Raw genomic sequence first — 15,783 nt, 5'->3', positions numbered from 1 at the left:
TCCCTGTGGGTTTCGTTGTCGCGCGGGGCGTCACTCGGCCGAGATGCCGGTGCGCTCCACCAGTTCCGCCCAGCTCTGCCGGGCGCGCCGCACCTCCCGCGCCATGTCGGACGGGCCAAGCCACTGCAGGATGAAATCCTGTTCCGCGAGGGTGCGCCGCACCTCGGCCCGCTCCGTCGCGGCGCGGAAGCTGCCGGCCAGGGTCTCGACGATGGCGGCGGGCGTCCCCGCCGGCGCCAGCATGCCGACGAAGCCGCTCCAGGCGAAATCCTCCGGGTAGCCCAGCTCGACGAAGGTGGGCACGCCGGGCAGGCTCGGCAGGCGCTGGCGGCCGAGACAGGCGAGCGGGCGCAGCGTGCCGTCCAGCAGATAGCCCTTGGCCGAGGTCATGCTGACCAGCGCGCAGTGCAGCCTGCCGCCGATCAGGTCGAGCAGTTCCGGCGCCTCGCCGCGATAGCCGACATGCGTCATGCCGAGCCCCGCCACGTCGGAGAAGAGCTGGCCGAAGACATGCCCGGTCGAGGCGGGGGAGTATGAGCCGAAGCTGTAGTTCCGCCCCTTCGCCGCGGCGACGAATTCCGCGAGCGTCCGCCCCGGCACATCCTTGTTGCAGGCCAGCACCAGCGAGGTGGTGCCGAGCTGGCCGATGGGGGCGAAATCCTTCTCGGCGTCGTAGGGCGCGCGGCGGAACACCACCGGGCTCTGCACCAGGCTGCTGATGGTGAAGAGCAGCGTGTGGCCATCCGGCGCCGCGCGGGCCACCGCCTCGCTGCCGATCATCGAGGCGGCGCCGGAGCGGCAATCCACCACGAAAGGCTGGCCCAGCGCCTCGGCCATCGGCGCGGTGACGAGGCGGCACCAGGTGTCGGTGGCCCCGCCCGGCGGGAAGGGCACCACCACGCGGATGGGCTTGTCCGGATAGGCGGCCCGTGCCGCACCGGCCGCGGCATGGGCCAGGCCGGGCAGCACGCAGGCGGCCGCCGCCGCGGCCCCCAGCAGGGTCCTGCGTTGCATTTCTCTTTCTCCTCCCTGGCGCCGCCCCGTGTGCCCGGGGTCGGCCTGCGGCGCCCGCGGCGCTACAGCGTGCGGGCGATGATCTCCTTCATGATCTCCGAGCTGCCGCCATAGATCCGGGCGACGCGCGCATCCGCCCAGGCACGGCCGATGGCGTACTCGCTCATGAAGCCGTAGCCGCCATGCACCTGCAGGAACTCGTCCAGCAGCTTGTTCTGCATCTCGGAGGCGACAAGCTTGGCATTCGCGCCCATCTCCACCGAAAGCGCGCCGCGTAGGTGCAGCTCCAGGCAGTGATCGACGAAGACGCGCAGCATGGTGGCCTGCGCCTTGGCGTCGGCCAGGCGGAAGCGGGTGTTCTGGAAGTCGAACACCGTGCCGCCGAAGGCCTCCCGCTGGCGCGCATAGGACACCGTCTCCGCCAGCATCGCCTCGATCGAGGCGGCGGCGCGGATGGCGATGATCAGCCGCTCCTGCGGCAGGTTGTGGATCAGGTAGCGGAAGCCCTGCCCCTCCTCGCCGAGGCGGTTCTCCACCGGCACGCGCACCTCGTCGAAGAAGAGCTCGGAGGTGTCCTGCGCGTGCAGGCCGATCTTCTCGAGGTTGCGGCCCTTGCTGAAGCCGGGCGTGCCCTCCTCGACGCAGATCAGGCTGATGCCCTTGCGCCCCGCCGCCGGGTCGGTCTTGGCGACGACGATGACGAGGCCGGAATTCTGCCCGTTGGTGATGAAGGTCTTGGAGCCGTTCAGCACATAGTGGTCGCCCTCGCGCCGCGCCGTGGTGCGCACCGCCTTGAGGTCGCTGCCCATGCCAGGCTCGGTCATTGCGATGGCGCCGATCAGCTCGCCCCGCGCCATGCGCGGCAGCCAGTCGCGCTTCCGCGCCTCGGTGGCATAGGCCAGGATGTAGGGCGCCACGATGTCCGAATGCAGCGGAAAGCCGACGCCGCTGGCATTGGTGCGGGCGATCTCCTCGATCAGCACGGCGGAATAGCCGAAATCCGCGCCGGCGCCGCCATACTCCTCCGGCATGGTCGGGCAGAGCAGCCCCTGCGCGCCGGCCAGGCGCCAGACCTCGCGCGGCACCAGCTGGTCGCGCTCCCATTGGCGATGGAAGGGGACGATGTGGCGGTCGAAGAAGCGGCGCACCTGGTCGCGGAACAGCTCGTGCTCGGTGCCGAGGACGGTGCGGGCGGGCGCGGCGGGATGCGGGGCCTGGGTGTCCATGGCGCCGGCCTCAGTCCTGGCCCGCGTGACGGCACGGCGCACCCGGCCGGTTCTTCTGCATGGCTTCCTCCCGCTGCTCGGCGTTTCCCAAACTGTATGTTGGTACATTCGTCTTGCCTAGCGGAATAAGCAACTTGCCTGTCGTTTGAAACATCGCCCGGGCGGGCGCGAATGCGCCGCGGCCCGCCATCCGGAATGGCGCGCCTGGCACAGGCGCGGAGGCAGGAAGGGAAGGGGCAGGCAGGAAAAGGGTAGCGGGGGCCAAGAAGTCTTGCGGATCGGGACCGATCCGCCTTCAGGCGCCGGCGCTCCGCCCGGCTATGCGCCATGGGGCGCTGCGCCCATCCGGGCGCAGGCGCCTCGCCGCGGAATCCGGTATCAGAGGTCCAGCAGGCGCGCCGGGCTGTCCTGGGTGATCTTGGCGCGGCGGCGGTAGGATTGGGTGGTCGCGAAATCCGATTGCCGGGCGTGGTGCATCACCTGCTCGTCCCGCGCCCCGTTCAGATAGGCCTCGGTGATGAAGCCGGCGCGCAGCCCGTGCGGCGAGAGGCGCTCCCGCTCATCCACCGTTAGACCGGCCCGCTCGGCGCGGCGGCGCAGGATGCGCCACACCCCCTGCGGGCTGAGCCGGTCCTCCATGGTGCCGGCGGCGGTGACGCGGCGGAACACCGCGCCGTACTCGATCCGGCTGCGGCCCAGCCACTGCTCCATGGCGCGCACCGGGCAGGAGAGCGGGTGCAGGCCGCGCGGGATGCCGAGATCCGCCCCCTCCCCTTCCTGGTCGCGCTTGGAACGGGGGATGCGCAGCGTCATGCCATCGGTGGTGAAGCGCAGATGCTCGCGGTCGATCGCCACCAGCTCGGAGCGGCGCAGGGCACCGGCGAAGCCGAGCAGGAAGATGGCGCGGTCCCGCAGCCCGGCGAGATCGGTGCCGCAGACGTTGAGAAGCTGCTTCACCTCCACCGAGGTCAGCGCCGCCGCCGGCCGTACCGGCTTGGAGTGGGTGGCGAAGATGCCGCGCAGCGTGGCGCGGATGGCCGGGTCCCCCGGTTGCCAGGGATGGCCGGACTGCCGGTGCATGTGGGCGATGGCGGCGAGGCGGCGCTTGAGGCTGTTGCGGCCCAGCGTCTGCGCGACGCTGGCCAGGTGCCCGGCGATGACCACCGGCGCCGCCGGCAGGGCGGAGACGCCGCCCGCCCGGCACCAGGTGGAGAAGGCCTTCCAGTCGGAGGCGTAGGCGCGGCGGGTGTTGTCGGACAGGGCGCGGCCGGCGTAGTTGGCGGCCTTGGCCACCGCCTGCCCCACCGGCCCGGACAGCAGCGCCAGCGCCTCGGGCGAGAGGGTGCCGGCGGCGAGCTGCAGCACCTCCTGCGGCACGGCCGGCGGGGACGCGGAACTGTCCTGGTCGGCCATGCCTCTGTCCTCCTTTTGAGCAGCCCCGGCGAACGGGAACATGTGTTCCCATTCTGCCGGGGCGGGGCCGCTTCGGCAAGAGCCTAGGCGCTTGTTAAATCTCAGGAACAGAGCCGCCCTGCGGAGAGTGCCGCGCCGCGGGCGGGGGCCGGTCAGGCCGGCTGCGGGGCGGCGCCGCGGGCGCGCCGGTCCAGCGCACCGCTCCAGAGGGTGAGGCCGAGGGCGGCGGCCACCAGCAGCGCCCCCACCCAGGGTGTGGCGCCGAGGCCGAGCGGCGATTCCACCACCAAGCCCCCCACCCAGGCACCGGCGGCGATGCCGAGATTGAAGGCGGCGATGTTCAGCGCGGAGGCGACATCCACCGCCTCCGGCCGGTGCAGCCGGGCGAGCTGCACCACATAGAGCTGCAGCCCCGGCACGTTGGCGAAGGAGAGGAAGCCCAGCGCCGCCAGCGTCGGCAGGGCCAGCCAGGGCAGCGGCGCGGTCAGGCTGAACAGCGCCAGCACCAGCGCCTGGAGCGCGAAGAGCACGGTCAGCGCCCGCACCGGGTCGCGGTCCGCGACGCGGCCGCCCACCAGGTTGCCGGCGGCGATGGCCAGCCCGTAGAGCACCAGGATCAGGCTGACGCTGCCCTCCGAGAAGCCGCCCACCTGCTGCAGCACCGGCGCGAGATAGGTGAAGGTGACGAAGGTGCCGCCATAGCCCAGCGCCGTCATGGCGAAGACCAGCAGCAGGCGGCCGCTGCCCAGCACGCGGGCCTGCTCCAGCAGACGCGTCGGCGGCGCCTTGGGCAGGCCGGCGGGCAGCAGCGCGGCGATGGCGATGAAGGCCACCACGCCGAGCCCGGCCACGGCCAGGAAGGTGGCCCGCCAGCCGAAGCCCTGGCCGATCCAGGTGCCGAGCGGCACGCCGGTGACGATGGCGACGGTGAGGCCCATGAACATCATGGCGATGGCCGAGGCGCGCCGGTCAGGCGCCACCAGCCCGGCGGCGATGGTGGCGCCCACCGAGAAGAACACGCCATGCGCGAAGGCCGAGAGCATGCGCGCCGCCAGCAGCGTGCCGTAGCCCGGCGCCAGCGCCGCGGCCAGGTTGCCGGCGACGAACAGCGCCATCAGCCCGAGCAGCAGCGCCTTGCGCCCGGCCCGGCCGGTCAGCGCCGTCAGCACCGGCGCGCCGAAGGTGACGCCCAGCGCATAGACGCTGACGATCAGCCCGGCCAGGGGCAGGGAGATGCCGAGATCCTGCGCCACGGTGGGCAGCAGGCCGACGATGACGAATTCCGTGGTGCCGATCGCGTAGGCCGCGATGGTCAGGGCGAAAAGGGCAAGGGGCATGGAAGGCTCCTCACCCGCCGGATGCGGCGGGCGGATTGCAAGGGGATTCGGTTGCGCCCCAGATGCCCCGTGGCACGTCTCCTGATAATCAGGGCATTCGGCATGATGCCCGTGAATTCAATTCATGAATGGGAGCCAGCATGAACAACCGGGCCGGCGAGATGGAAGCCTTCGCCCTGGCTGCGGAATTGGGCAGCTTCTCGGCCGCCGGGCGGCGGCTGGGGCTTTCGCCCTCCGCCGTCAGCAAGCTGGTGGCGCGGGTGGAGGACCGGCTGGGCGCCCGCCTGCTGCTGCGTTCCACCCGGGCGCTGCGGCTGACGCCGGAAGGCGAGGCCTATCTGGCGCGGGCGCAGCACATCCTGGCCGAGATCGACGCGGCGGAACGCGCGGTCTCCAGCGGCGCCGGGGCGGTGCCGCGCGGCAAGCTGCGGGTCAGCGCCTCGGTCGGGTTCGGCGTGAGCTGCGTGGTGCCGCTGGTGCCGGCCTTCCTGGCGCTGCACCCCGCCGTGCAGCTCGACCTCTCGCTGAGCGACGGGCTGGTGGACCTGGTGGAGGACCGCACCGACATCGCCATCCGCTCCGGCCCGCTGCGGGATTCGGCGCTGAAGGCGCGGCTGCTGATGCGCAGCCGGCGGGTGATCGTGGCCGCGCCCGCCTATCTGGCGCGGCACGGCGTGCCGGAGCGGCCGCAGGACCTGATGCGGCACAACTGCCTGAGCTTCAACTTCCGCCGCAGCCTGGAGGGCTGGCCCTTCCGCGACCCCGGCGGCACGGAGGCCTACACCCTGGCCGTGCCCGGCAATGTGCAGGCGAACAACGGCGCCACCCATCTGCAGCTCTGCCGGGCGGGGCTCGGCCTGGCGCGGCTCGGCGCCTTCCATGTGGAGAAGGACATCGCGCAGGGGCGGCTGGTGCCGGTGCTGGAAGCCTACAATGCCGGGGAGACGGAGGAGATCAACGCCCTCCATCTCGGCCACGCCCATCTGGCGGCGCGCATCCGCGCCTTCATCGACTTCCTGGCCCGGCACCTCTCCGCCCCGCACATCTCCGGCTGAAGCGGCCCATCCGCCGGATCGGCGCCGCCCTGTTCAGGAGGCGGCGCCCAGCCGGAGCACGTGCCCAGCCGGATCACGTGCCCAACCGGAGCACGCGGCCGGCCGCCTTCTCCGCCAGCGCCGTCTCATGCGTGACGAGGAGCAGCGCCGTGCCGCGCTCCTCCACGCATTCCCGCAGCAGGGCCATGACCTCCTGCTGGGTCAGCGGGTCGAGCCGGGAGGTCGCCTCGTCCGCGAACAGCAGGGCCGGGTCCAGCAGCAGCGCGCGGAGCAGGCCGAAGCGCTGCAGCTCGCCGCCCGAGACCTCCGACGGCCTGCGGCCGAGCAGCGCCGGCTGCAACCGCAGGCGCGGCAGCAGCCCGGCGGCGCGGTCCTCCGCCAGCCCGTGCCGGCGCCGCAGTTCGGCAATGCCCTGGCCGAGCGTCTGGTGCGGCGTGAAGGCCGCGACCGGGTCCTGGTACAGCTTCTGCAACCCGAGCGGCGCCACCCAGGCGCCGCGCCGCACCTGCCCGCTGTCAGGCCGGGCGAGGCCGAGCAGCAGGTTGCCCAGCGTGGTCTTGCCGCAGCCGCTGGGCCCGGCGACGGCCACCACCTCCCCCTCGCCGATGCTCATGTCGAGGCCGCCGAACAATTCGCGCCCGCCCAGCCGCTTGTGCAGGCCGTTCCCTTCCACGATCGCGCGGCCGAGGGGCCGGCGCGGCCAGTCCTGCCAGCGGGAGGGCTCGGCGGCGACCAGCCGGCGGGTGTAGTCGTGTTGGGGCGCCTCCAGCAGCCCCGGCAGGGCGCCGGCCTCGACCACGGCGCCCGACAGCATCACCATGGCCTGGCCACCCAGCAGGCGCGCCAGGGCCACGTCGTGGGTGATGACCAGCAGCATGCGCCCCGCCTCCGCCTCGGCGCGCAGCAGCGCGCCGGCGGTATCGCGCAGCGCCGCGTCCAGCCCCTTGGTCGGCTCGTCGGCGATCAGCAGCGCGGCGCCCGCGGCCTCGGTGGCCGCGAGGGCCACGCGCTGGTTCATGCCGCCGGAGAGCTGGAAGGGATAGCGCCGCCCGGCGCCCTGCAGGCCGAGATGCGCCAGCCGCGCCGCCGCGCGCCGGCGCGCCTCGGCCGCGCCATGGCGGTGCACCAGCCGGTCCACCTCCGCCACCTGCGCCTCGGCGCGCATGGTCGGGTCCAGCGCCGCCCAGGGTTCCTGCGGCAGCATGGCGATGCGCCGGCCCCACAGGGCGCGGCGCTCGCGCGGCGGCAGCGGCAGCAGATCCCGGCCATCGAGCAGGATGCGGCCTTCCGCGCGCAGGCCCGGCGGCAGGGTGCCCATCACCGCCTGCGCCAGCAGCGACTTGCCGGAGCCGGTCTCGCCCAGCAGGACCAGCGGCTCGCCCGGGGCCAGGGCGAAGCTGGCGCCCTGCACCAGCACGCCCTCCGGCCCGAGGATACGGAGCTTCTCGACGATGAGGCTCATGCGCGCTCCCGCCCCGCCAGCAGGTGCAGGCCGAGCACGGTGAGGAAGATCAGCAGGGCCGGCAGCAGCAGGGCCAGCTGCGCCTCGGCGTGGTAGGGCAGCATCTCGGTCATCATGCTGCCCCATTCGGGCACCGGCGGGCGGGCGCCCACGCCCACGAAGGCCAGCGCCGCCACGGTGGTGACGGCCGTGCCGGCGGCGAAGGCGAACAGCGTGGCGATCAGCGGCGCCACCTCGGGCCAGAGATGGCGGCGCAGGATATGGGCGGTGCCGAGGCCGAGCAGCCGCGCCGCCTCCACCTGCGGCCGCGCCAGCACGCCGGCCGCGGTGTTGCGGCTGATGCGGAAGAACTCCACCCACAGCGCCAGGGCGACGCCGATATAGAGCGGCAGGAACTCGCCCGGCGCGAAGGCGGTGACCAGCACGACGAGCAGCAGCGCCGGCAGCGCCTGCACCGCATCGGCCAGGCCGAGCAGCAGGCGCTCTGGCCAGCCGCGGCGCAGCGCCGCCAGCAGGCCGAGCAGCGTGCCCGGCACGGCGGCGGCCAGCGCCGCCAGCAGCGCGTAGCCGAAGGACAGCCGCGCCCCGGCGGCCAGCCGCGCCAGCATGTCGCGCCCCAGATGATCGGTGCCGAGCGGATGACCAGCGCCCGGGGGGAGCAGCGTGGCGGAGAGGTTCTGGCGCAGCGGGTCGGCCCCGTGCAGCGGCCCGAGCAGGGCGAAGCCGGCCACGGCCGCCAGCATGGCGCCGCCCAGCAGGCGCCTGGAGGAGAGGGTCATGCGGCGCGGCGCCTCGGGTCCAGAAGCCAGCAGGCGAGGTCGGTCAGGGCGTTGAGGGCGACGAAGAGCAGCCCCATCACCAGCGCCGTGCCCTGCACCATCGGGATGTCGCGGCCCAGCACGGCGTGCACCAGCGCATGCCCGATGCCCGGCCAGGCGAAGAGGGATTCCACCACCACCACGCCCTCGATCAGGATGACGAGCTGCAGGCCGAGATAGGCGACCACCGGGATGGCGGCGTTGCGCACCCCGTGGCGCCGGAAGGCCGTGGCATCGTCCAGCCCCTTCATCCGCGCGAAGCCGAAGAAGGGGGAGGCGACCACCCCGGCCACCGCGTCCCGCGCCACGCGGGAGGAGGCGGCGGCGAGGCCCAGCGCCAGCGTCAGCGCCGGCAGGATCACCTCCCGCCAGCCGCCGACGCCGGCAACGGGCAGCCATTCCCACTCCACCGCCAGCCACAGCATCAGGCCGATGCCCACCACGAAGGCCGGCAGGGCGCGCAGCGCGGCGGAGAGCACGAGCAGCGCGCCATCCCACCAGCCGCCGCTGCGCAGCCCGGCCAGCGCGCCGAGCGGCGGCCCGATGAGCAGGGAGAACAGCAGCGCCGTGACCGAGAGCAGCAGCGTGTGGCCGAGCTGGATGCCGAGCGCCTCCGCCACCTCCTCGCCCGAGGCGAGGGAGACGCCGAGATCGAGCCGCAGCAGGCCGCCGAACCAGGCGCCGAGCTGCACGGGCCAGGGCCGGTCCAGGCCCAGCTCCTGCCGCACGGCCTCGGCGGCGGCGCCGTCCACCAGGTCGTAGCCGTAGCGGCTGGCGGCGATGCGGTAGGCCATGTCGCCGGGCAGCAGACGCACCATCAGGAAGCAGGCGGTGCCGACCAGCAGCGCCACCAGCACCGCCTGGACGGCGCGGCCGCCCAGCACCCGGATCAGCCCGCCCATCGGGCACCCGCGATGCGGAAGGAGAGTTCCAGCGGGTCCACCGCGAGGCCGGCGACGCGGCGCGACACCGCCGTGGCCAGATCGAACCAGCTTACGGGAATGACCGGCAGCGCCTCGTGCAGGATGGCCGAGGCGCGCCCGCGCAGCGCCGCGCGCTCCGCCGGGTCGGCCACCGCGCCGAGCCGCTCCAGCACGCCGTTCAGGGCGGGGCTGGACCAGCCCATGGCGCCCCAGTCGCCACCCTCCGGCCCGTAATCCTGCAGCATGGTGCCCAGCGGGTCCGGCACCAGGGAGAAGTTGCGCGCCATCAGCGCGGCTTCCAGCGTGCCGTCGCGGTGCCCGGCCGGAATCTCGCCGCTGTTGACGACGGCTACGGCCATGTCGATGCCCGCCTCGCGCAGCTGCGCCTGCATGGCGGTGGCCAGGCCGGGCAGTTCCGGCCGGTCGGAGAAGGTGCGCAGGGTGAAGGCGAAGGGCCGGCCCTCCCGGTGCAGGATGCCCTCCGGCCCCGGCTGCCAGCCCAGTTCGGCCAGCAGGCGCCGGGCCTCCGGCAGGTCCCGCCGCAGCGGCGGCAGCGCCGGCACGTGCCATTCCGCCATGGCGGGCGGGAAGAGCTGCGTGGCCGTCGAGGCGGGCGAGCGCAGCAGCGCCGCCGCCATGCCCTGCCGGTCCAGCGCCAGGCTGAGCGCGTGGCGCGCCCGCACGTCGCGGAACAGCGGCGAGGCGCAGTTCAGCTTGATCAGCCGCGTGCGCGGGATGGCCCGCACGTCGACCGCGACGCGCGGGTTGCGGCGCAGCCGCTCCACCGTCTCGGGCGCCAGCTGGGCGACCAGCTCGGCCTGCCCGCCCTCGGCCATGGCGGCGCGGGTCTCGCCACGCCCGGCGGCCAGGTAGGAGACGCGGCCGATGGCGGGGGCCGGCCCGTCCCACCGCTCCCAGCGCGCCGCCTCCAGGCGCTGCGGCGGCAGCAGGCGGGTGACCTTGTAGGGGCCGCTGCCGATCATCTCCCGCACCGCCTGGCCCTCGAAGGCCGCGGGCGCCAGGATGCCGGCGCTGTAATGGGCCAGGAAGGCCAGCAGCGGCGCGAAGGGGCGGCTGGTGCGGACCAGCACCACGCCGTCATCGGCCGCGATGCGCTCGACCGGCAGGGTGCCGAGCAGCCCGGACTGGCCGCGCGCGCGCTCCAGGGCGGCGGCCACGGCCACGGCCGTGACCGGCGTGCCGTCGTGGAAGCGGGCGCCCTCGCGCAGCGCGAAGCGCCAGGTCAGGCGGTCCTCCGACAGGGTCCAGGCGCGGGCGAGCTGCGGCACCGGCAGGCCGCCATCGTCGGCGCCCACCAGCGTCTCCAGCACCTGCATGCGGGTGAACACATAGCCGGAGCGGGCGGGGTCGAGCCCGTTGATCTCCTGCGAGGTGACGACGCGGAACAGGTCCGCGGCGGGCTGCGCGGCGGCGGGCCGCGGCAGGAAGGGCAGGCCGGCGGCGGCCAGGAGAAGCGGCCGTCGGGAGAGCGGTGCGGATGGCATGCCAGCCTGATGCAATGAAATAACATAACATGGCAAGCCCTAAAAGTCGGCCGCCGCGACGTGCATTTCCAGGATGCAGGAAGCTTTTCCGGAATTTCCCACTTTATGGAATTGTTGCTCTCGCGGGACGCTGTCTATGCTGCCGCCATGGCGCCTTCCCCGCCCGACGCACCCGTGCCCGACCCCCTGGACGGGACTTCCGGCATCCAGGTCCTCGACCGGATGGTGAGCCTGCTCGGGCTGCTCGGCGAGGCGGGTGCGGGTGGCCAGCAGCTCTCCCGCCTGGCCGGCGCGCTGGGCCTCAGCGTCTCCACCGCGCACCGCCTGCTGGCGGCGCTGGAGCACCATGGCTGGGTGGAGCGGGTGGAGGGCGGCAGGCGTCACCGGCTGGGCGCCGCGCTGGTGGCGCTGGCCGGGCAGGCGGCCGACGGCACCGGGCTGCGCCGCCTCTGCCGCCCCGCCCTGGCGCGGCTCTCCGGCGAGAGCGGCGAGACCACCTTCCTGATCGTCCGCAGCGGGCTGAACGCCGTGGTCACCGACCGGCAGGACGGCGCCTATGTCATCGAGAGCCTGACGCAGGGCGTGGGCGGGCTGATGCCCCTCGGCATCGGCGCCGGCAGCGCCACCATCCTCGCCAGCCAGACGCCGGCGGAGATCGAGGCCGTGCTGGCCGCGAACGCGGCGCGCTACCGGCAGTTCGGCAGCAGCGCGGAGCAGGTGCGCCGCCGCGTGGAGCAGGTGCGCTCCGAGGGATACCTGATGAGCGATGATTCGCTGATCGCCGGGCTGGCGGTGATCGGCCTCGCCATCCGTCCGCCCGGCCGTGCCGTCACCGCCGCCATCGCCACCAACTTCATCGCCAGCCGGCTGGATGCCGCGGCGCGCCGGCACTTCCTGGCGCGCGTGCGGCAGGAGGCCGCCATGGTGGAAGCCAGCCTGGCGGTGCCTGCCGCCATCCTGCGAAACCCTCGCCCCGGAGAATCCTGAATGGCCCGCGACCATCTGCTTCCCCGCCGCCGGCTGCTCGCCGCCATGCCGGTTCTGCTGGCGACGCCCGCCCTGGCGCCTGCCGCGCTGGCGCAGGCCTCGGCCTGGCCGGACCGGCCCGTGCGCATGGTGGTGCCCTTCGCCGCCGGCGGGGCCACCGATGTCAGCGCCCGGCTGGTGACGCAGAAGCTCTCCGAGGTGCTGGGGCAGCCGGTGGTGATCGAGAACCGGCCCGGCGCCGGCGGCACCACCGGCACCGACTACGTCGCCAAGTCGGCGCCCGACGGCTACACCTTCATCATGGCCTCGCTCTCCACCGTGGGGCTGGCGCTGGGCCTCTACGGCAAGCTGCCCTACGACCCGGTGAAGGATTTGGCGCCGGTCGCGCCCTCCGTGCTGGCGCCCATCGGCATCTGCGTGCGGCGGGAGCTGGGCGTCTCGACGCTGCAGGAGTTCATCGCGCTGCTGAAGGCCAACCCGGGCAAGTACAGCTACGGCAGCGCGGGCAACGGCGCCTCGGGCCACATCTCGGTGGTCGCCTTCCTGCAGAAGACCGGCACCCAGGCGGTGCACGTGCCCTATCGCGGCAGCGGCCCGGTGTTCAACGACCTGCTGGCCGGGGTGGTGGACTTCACCGCCGACGTGCCCGGGCTGATGAAGCCGCATGTGGAGTCCGGCGCGCTGAAGGCGCTGGTGATGGCCACCGACCAGCGCTCCTCCGTGCTGCCGCAGGTGCCGACCAGCGCCGAGGCGGGGCTGCCCGGCTATAGGGCCTATTCCTGGTTCGGCGTCTTCGCCCCCGCCGGCACGCCGAAGCCCATCATTGGCCGCATGGCCGCCGGCATGGAGACAGCCCTCGCCGACCCCGCCGTGGCGCGGCGGCTGGACCAGGAGATGGGGCTGCCGCCGATGCGCGGCTACACGCCGGAAAAGTTCGGCGCCTTCCTGAAGGAGGAGATCGACTACTGGGTGCCGCTGGTGAAGGCGAGCGGCGCGCGCGCCGACTGAAGGGCGGGCGCCGCGCACAGCTCGGCCAGGATGTCCCGCAGCCGGTCCAGCAGGGCGGAGCTGCCCAGCGCCGGGCTGCGCGCCATCACCACCCCGCGCCGCACCTCAGGGCGGAAGGGCCGCGAGACGAGGCCCGGCGGCAGGCTGCGGCAGGCGAAGCCATCGACGATGGCGTAGCCCATTCCTTCCCGCACCAGCGCCACGGCGCTGACGGTGGTGCCGACCTCGACCGCGAGGCGGCGCTCCACCCCCTCCTGCCGGAAAGCGAGATCCAGGCTCTGGCCGAAATCCTGCCAGCCGGCGAAGCCCACCTCCGGCGCGCCGGCCAGCAGCGAGGGGCGCAGCACCGGCTCGGCGGCCAGCGGGTGCGCCGCCGGCAGCACCACCACGCAGGGCACGCTGCCCAGCGTCTCGCTCTCCAGCCCCGGCAGCGCCATGGGCGTGAGCGCCAGCCCGACATCGAGGCGCTGCTGGCCCGCCGCCTCGCGCTCCCGCCGCAGCGCCGCCATCGCCGCCGGCACCAGCGACACGGCCAGCGATGAGCTGGCGCCCAGCCGCAGCAGGCCGCCCCGGTGGCTGCCGAGATCACGCGCGAAGCCCTTGAAGCCCTGCAGCTCCTGGTACAGCCGCTCGGCCTCCGGCAGCATGGCGTGCGCCTCGGCGGTGGGCACCAGCCGGCCGGCGGTGCGCTGGAACAGGCGGAAGCCCAGCCGGTCCTCGCAATGCCGCAGCGCCTTGGAGAGGGCGGGCTGCGAGACATGCAGCATCTCCGCCGCCGCGCGCAGCGTGCGGCCCTGCATGACGGCGCGGAAGATCTCGATGTCGCGGGCGTTCATGGCGGCGAGCATAGCGCCCGCCGCCGGCTTCTCCCATCGGCGGCGCCGTCAGCCCCCGGCCGCCGTCCGCCGGAAGGCGCGGTCCTCGCGCAGCACCGCCGCGATGACGGCGCGCGGCGCCTGCTCCGGCGCGGCGCGCACCGCGGCGAAGAGGCGCCGCTTGAGGCGGCCGCGCCAGCTGGCCGGCACCCGCGCCATCGCCTCGCCCAGCGCGGCATAGGCATCGGCGTCCCAGCGCGCCTCGTGCGCGGCCCGCTCGGCGCCGCCATCGAAGCCCGCGCGCGGCGGCAGCCTGGCACGCCGCGCCGCCGTCGCCGTCATGTCCACCGCCCCGTCGCGGATGAGGACGCCGTAGTCCCGCTCCGCGGCGGCCGGGGTCAGGCGGCCGGCGCGCACGTCGCGCAGCACGGCCTGCGGGTCGCGCCGCGCCGGGTCGCCCCGCCCGCCGCCGCCGGGCGAGACGATGCGCACCACATCGCCTGCCGAAAGGTGCAGCAGGTCGGTGTTGCCCAGGTCCTGCTCCTCCGGCCGGCCCGGGTTCAGGGTGAAGGTGCTGGCCGCGCCCGGCCGGCCGCCCAGGATGCCCCAGGGGCGGAAGATCGAGCGGTCGCGGTTGCGGGCCGTGACGGTGGCATCCGGGGCGTCGGTGGTGAATTCCAGCACCGTGGCGAGGCCGCCGCGATGCGCGCCGGCGCCGCCCGTGTCCGGCATCAGCCCGTAGCGCAGGATGCGCACCGGCGCCTCGGATTCCGTGATCTCCACGGGGCTGTTCTTGAGGTAGGCGGCATCGGCGCCGGAGCCGTCCGTGCCGTCGCGGTGCGGCATGCCGCCGCCGCCGCCGACGATGGGGGCGACGGCGGCGATGACGCGCCGCCCCGTGCGCGGATGCTCGGCGGCGAGGTTGATGATGGAGGAGGAGCCGGCCGGCGCCGCCGGCAGCCGCTCCGGCGCGGCTTGCGCGAAGGCGCCGAACACCAGGCTGCGCAGCCGCGCGCAGGTGAGGCTGCGCATGCCGACCGCCGCCGGGTGCGCCGGGTTCACCACGCTGCCCTCGGGCAGGATGCAGGTGAAGGGCCGCGTAGTGCCGAAGTTCAGCAGGATCTTCGGGCTGAGCGCCGAGAGCACGTAGTAGACGCCGACCAGGATCAGCGAATGGCGCGGGTGGCCGCCCGTCGGCACGTTCATCGAGGAGAGGGTCTGCGGGTCGGTGCCGGTGAAGTCCAGCTCGGCGCTGTCGCCCTGGATGCGCAGCGCCAGCTTCAGCCGCAGCGGGTCGCCGCCGACGCCATCCTCGTCGCAATAGTCGGCGAAGTGGTAGGTGCCGTCGGGCAGGCCGGCGAGCACGGCGCGCGCCTGCGCCTCGCCATAGTCCAGCAGGTCGGCCAGCCCGTCCCGCAGCCGCACCACGCCGAAGCGGCGGGCGAGGTCGAGGATGCGCCGCTCGCCGGTGTTCACCGCCGCCACCAGCGCCTTCAGGTCGCCCCAGTTCTGCTCGGGCACCCGCACGTTGGCCAGCATGGTGCGCAGCAGCGTCTCGTCCAGCACGCCCTGGCGGTAGAGCTTGCTGGGCGGCACGCGCAGCCCCTCCTGGTGCACCTCCGTCAGCGTGCGGGAGAGGCTGGCCGGCACCGCGCCGCCGACATCGACATTGTGGATGTGCCCGCCGGCGAAGGCGATGATCTCGCCCTCGTGGAACACCGGCTTCCACATGTTGGTGTCCGGCGAATGGGTGGAGAGGAAGCCGGAATAGGGGTCGCTGGTCATGGCGATGTCGCCGGGCTGGTAGCCGCCCGGCACGAGGCCGATCGCCGCCTCGTAGTCGACGCCGGGGTACCAGGTGGCGCCGAGGTCCAGCGGCACGGCGCAGGTCTTGCCGCGCGCATCGAGCAGCTGGATGGTGAAGTCCTCCGTCTCCTTGACGAAGGTGGAATGGGCGGTGCGGTAGAGGGTGGTCGCCATGCTCTCGGCGGCGGCGCGGCAGTGGTTGCGCAGCACCTGCAGGGTCACGGGGTCGGTGCGCATCAGGGCTGCTCCATCACCAAATTGCCGAGCGCGTCGGTCGCGGCGTTCCAGCCGGCGGGCACCAGCACGGTGCAATCCGCCTGGGTGACGACGGCCGGCCCGGTGAAATGCGCCCCGGGCGACAGCGCCTCGCGCCGGTACAGCCCGGCCTGCTGCCAGGACCCGCCGAGGCGCAGC

The 15,783-nt window shown here is 73.9% G+C and carries 14 protein-coding genes; 3 read left to right on the top strand and 11 right to left on the bottom strand.

Annotated elements, in window-relative coordinates; genetic code table 11:
* Positions 1-30 precede the first annotated feature (30 nt).
* The 4 genes from ACZJYS_RS07830 to ACZJYS_RS07815 all read right to left on the bottom strand — a co-directional run bounded on the left by ACZJYS_RS07830 (position 31) and on the right by ACZJYS_RS07815 (position 4,990).
* Positions 31-1,014, bottom strand: a complete 984-nt coding sequence (locus ACZJYS_RS07830; protein ID WP_493176980.1) for a Bug family tripartite tricarboxylate transporter substrate binding protein — start codon at positions 1,012-1,014, stop codon at positions 31-33.
* A 62-nt stretch (positions 1,015-1,076) separates the two neighbouring features.
* Entirely contained in the window at positions 1,077-2,240 is a 1,164-nt protein-coding gene (locus tag ACZJYS_RS07825) for an acyl-CoA dehydrogenase family protein (RefSeq protein WP_493176978.1), read from the bottom strand.
* A 378-nt stretch (positions 2,241-2,618) separates the two neighbouring features.
* Positions 2,619-3,653, bottom strand: coding sequence for a site-specific integrase (locus tag ACZJYS_RS07820; RefSeq protein ID WP_493176977.1), 1,035 nt, complete (start codon positions 3,651-3,653; stop codon positions 2,619-2,621).
* Positions 3,654-3,805: 152 nt separating this feature from the next.
* A complete protein-coding gene (locus ACZJYS_RS07815; protein WP_493176975.1) occupies positions 3,806-4,990 on the bottom strand; it encodes an MFS transporter in 1,185 nt (394 codons plus the stop codon).
* A 140-nt stretch (positions 4,991-5,130) separates the two neighbouring features.
* On the opposite strand from ACZJYS_RS07815, the gene ACZJYS_RS07810 reads away from it, so the two are divergent.
* Complete coding sequence (locus ACZJYS_RS07810) at positions 5,131-6,045, top strand: LysR family transcriptional regulator (protein WP_493176973.1); 915 nt, start codon at positions 5,131-5,133, stop codon at positions 6,043-6,045.
* 73 nt (positions 6,046-6,118) lie between these two features.
* Here ACZJYS_RS07810 and ACZJYS_RS07805 read toward each other — a convergent pair whose 3' ends face one another.
* Genes ACZJYS_RS07805 through ACZJYS_RS07790 form a run of 4 tightly spaced genes read right to left on the bottom strand, consistent with a single transcriptional unit; the run spans position 6,119 to position 10,753 of the window.
* Positions 6,119-7,507, bottom strand: coding sequence for an ABC transporter ATP-binding protein (locus tag ACZJYS_RS07805; RefSeq protein ID WP_493176971.1), 1,389 nt, complete (start codon positions 7,505-7,507; stop codon positions 6,119-6,121).
* Positions 7,504-8,286: an ABC transporter permease gene (locus ACZJYS_RS07800; protein WP_493176969.1), complete on the bottom strand. Its 783-nt coding sequence runs from the start codon at positions 8,284-8,286 to the stop codon at positions 7,504-7,506. The genes ACZJYS_RS07805 and ACZJYS_RS07800 overlap by 4 nt, the downstream gene beginning before the upstream one ends.
* The gene (locus tag ACZJYS_RS07795; protein WP_109517032.1) at positions 8,283-9,227 is read right to left on the bottom strand and encodes an ABC transporter permease; all 945 of its coding nucleotides are present in this window, start codon (positions 9,225-9,227) and stop codon (positions 8,283-8,285) included. The genes ACZJYS_RS07800 and ACZJYS_RS07795 overlap by 4 nt, the downstream gene beginning before the upstream one ends.
* Positions 9,215-10,753 carry an ABC transporter substrate-binding protein gene (locus ACZJYS_RS07790; RefSeq protein ID WP_493176966.1) on the bottom strand — a complete coding sequence of 513 codons (1,539 nt, stop codon included), beginning with the start codon at positions 10,751-10,753 and terminating at the stop codon, positions 9,215-9,217. The genes ACZJYS_RS07795 and ACZJYS_RS07790 overlap by 13 nt, the downstream gene beginning before the upstream one ends.
* Positions 10,754-10,900: 147 nt before the next feature.
* Between ACZJYS_RS07790 and ACZJYS_RS07785 the strand changes: the two genes are divergently transcribed.
* Together ACZJYS_RS07785 and ACZJYS_RS07780 are read left to right on the top strand one after the other, a co-directional pair.
* Positions 10,901-11,740: an IclR family transcriptional regulator gene (locus ACZJYS_RS07785; RefSeq protein WP_493176964.1), complete on the top strand. Its 840-nt coding sequence runs from the start codon at positions 10,901-10,903 to the stop codon at positions 11,738-11,740.
* Positions 11,741-12,748 (top strand): Bug family tripartite tricarboxylate transporter substrate binding protein, encoded by a 1,008-nt coding sequence (locus tag ACZJYS_RS07780; protein WP_493176962.1) that lies wholly within the window; start codon positions 11,741-11,743, stop codon positions 12,746-12,748.
* Here ACZJYS_RS07780 and ACZJYS_RS07775 read toward each other — a convergent pair.
* From ACZJYS_RS07775 to ACZJYS_RS07765, 3 genes are read right to left on the bottom strand one after another with little or no spacing between them, the layout of a single operon-like run.
* A complete protein-coding gene (locus ACZJYS_RS07775) occupies positions 12,703-13,584 on the bottom strand; it encodes a LysR substrate-binding domain-containing protein (protein ID WP_493176960.1) in 882 nt (293 codons plus the stop codon). The two genes, ACZJYS_RS07780 and ACZJYS_RS07775, sit on opposite strands and share 46 nt — an antisense overlap.
* 48 nt (positions 13,585-13,632) lie before the next feature.
* Positions 13,633-15,606: a hydantoinase B/oxoprolinase family protein gene (locus ACZJYS_RS07770; RefSeq protein WP_493176958.1), complete on the bottom strand. Its 1,974-nt coding sequence runs from the start codon at positions 15,604-15,606 to the stop codon at positions 13,633-13,635.
* Entirely contained in the window at positions 15,606-15,782 is a 177-nt protein-coding gene (locus ACZJYS_RS07765) for a hypothetical protein (protein WP_493177006.1), read from the bottom strand. The genes ACZJYS_RS07770 and ACZJYS_RS07765 overlap by 1 nt, the downstream gene beginning before the upstream one ends.
* Position 15,783 lies beyond the last annotated feature (1 nt).

Source organism: Roseomonas sp. TS2 (assembly GCF_058833935.1).
Note: the sequence above shows the minus strand (reverse complement) of the source record. Positions and strands in the feature narration are given on the sequence as shown.

Coding starts and splice junctions, on each gene's coding strand:
- ACZJYS_RS07800 (WP_493176969.1), bottom strand. CDS start 8,286: ATGACCCTCTCCTCCAGGCGCCTGCTGGGCGGCGCCATGCTGGCGGCC.
- ACZJYS_RS07805 (WP_493176971.1), bottom strand. CDS start 7,507: ATGAGCCTCATCGTCGAGAAGCTCCGTATCCTCGGGCCGGAGGGCGTG.
- ACZJYS_RS07810 (WP_493176973.1), top strand. CDS start 5,131: ATGAACAACCGGGCCGGCGAGATGGAAGCCTTCGCCCTGGCTGCGGAA.
- ACZJYS_RS07830 (WP_493176980.1), bottom strand. CDS start 1,014: ATGCAACGCAGGACCCTGCTGGGGGCCGCGGCGGCGGCCGCCTGCGTG.
- ACZJYS_RS07780 (WP_493176962.1), top strand. CDS start 11,741: ATGGCCCGCGACCATCTGCTTCCCCGCCGCCGGCTGCTCGCCGCCATG.
- ACZJYS_RS07825 (WP_493176978.1), bottom strand. CDS start 2,240: ATGGACACCCAGGCCCCGCATCCCGCCGCGCCCGCCCGCACCGTCCTC.
- ACZJYS_RS07785 (WP_493176964.1), top strand. CDS start 10,901: ATGGCGCCTTCCCCGCCCGACGCACCCGTGCCCGACCCCCTGGACGGG.
- ACZJYS_RS07815 (WP_493176975.1), bottom strand. CDS start 4,990: ATGCCCCTTGCCCTTTTCGCCCTGACCATCGCGGCCTACGCGATCGGC.
- ACZJYS_RS07775 (WP_493176960.1), bottom strand. CDS start 13,584: ATGAACGCCCGCGACATCGAGATCTTCCGCGCCGTCATGCAGGGCCGC.
- ACZJYS_RS07790 (WP_493176966.1), bottom strand. CDS start 10,753: ATGCCATCCGCACCGCTCTCCCGACGGCCGCTTCTCCTGGCCGCCGCC.
- ACZJYS_RS07770 (WP_493176958.1), bottom strand. CDS start 15,606: ATGCGCACCGACCCCGTGACCCTGCAGGTGCTGCGCAACCACTGCCGC.
- ACZJYS_RS07795 (WP_109517032.1), bottom strand. CDS start 9,227: ATGGGCGGGCTGATCCGGGTGCTGGGCGGCCGCGCCGTCCAGGCGGTG.
- ACZJYS_RS07820 (WP_493176977.1), bottom strand. CDS start 3,653: ATGGCCGACCAGGACAGTTCCGCGTCCCCGCCGGCCGTGCCGCAGGAG.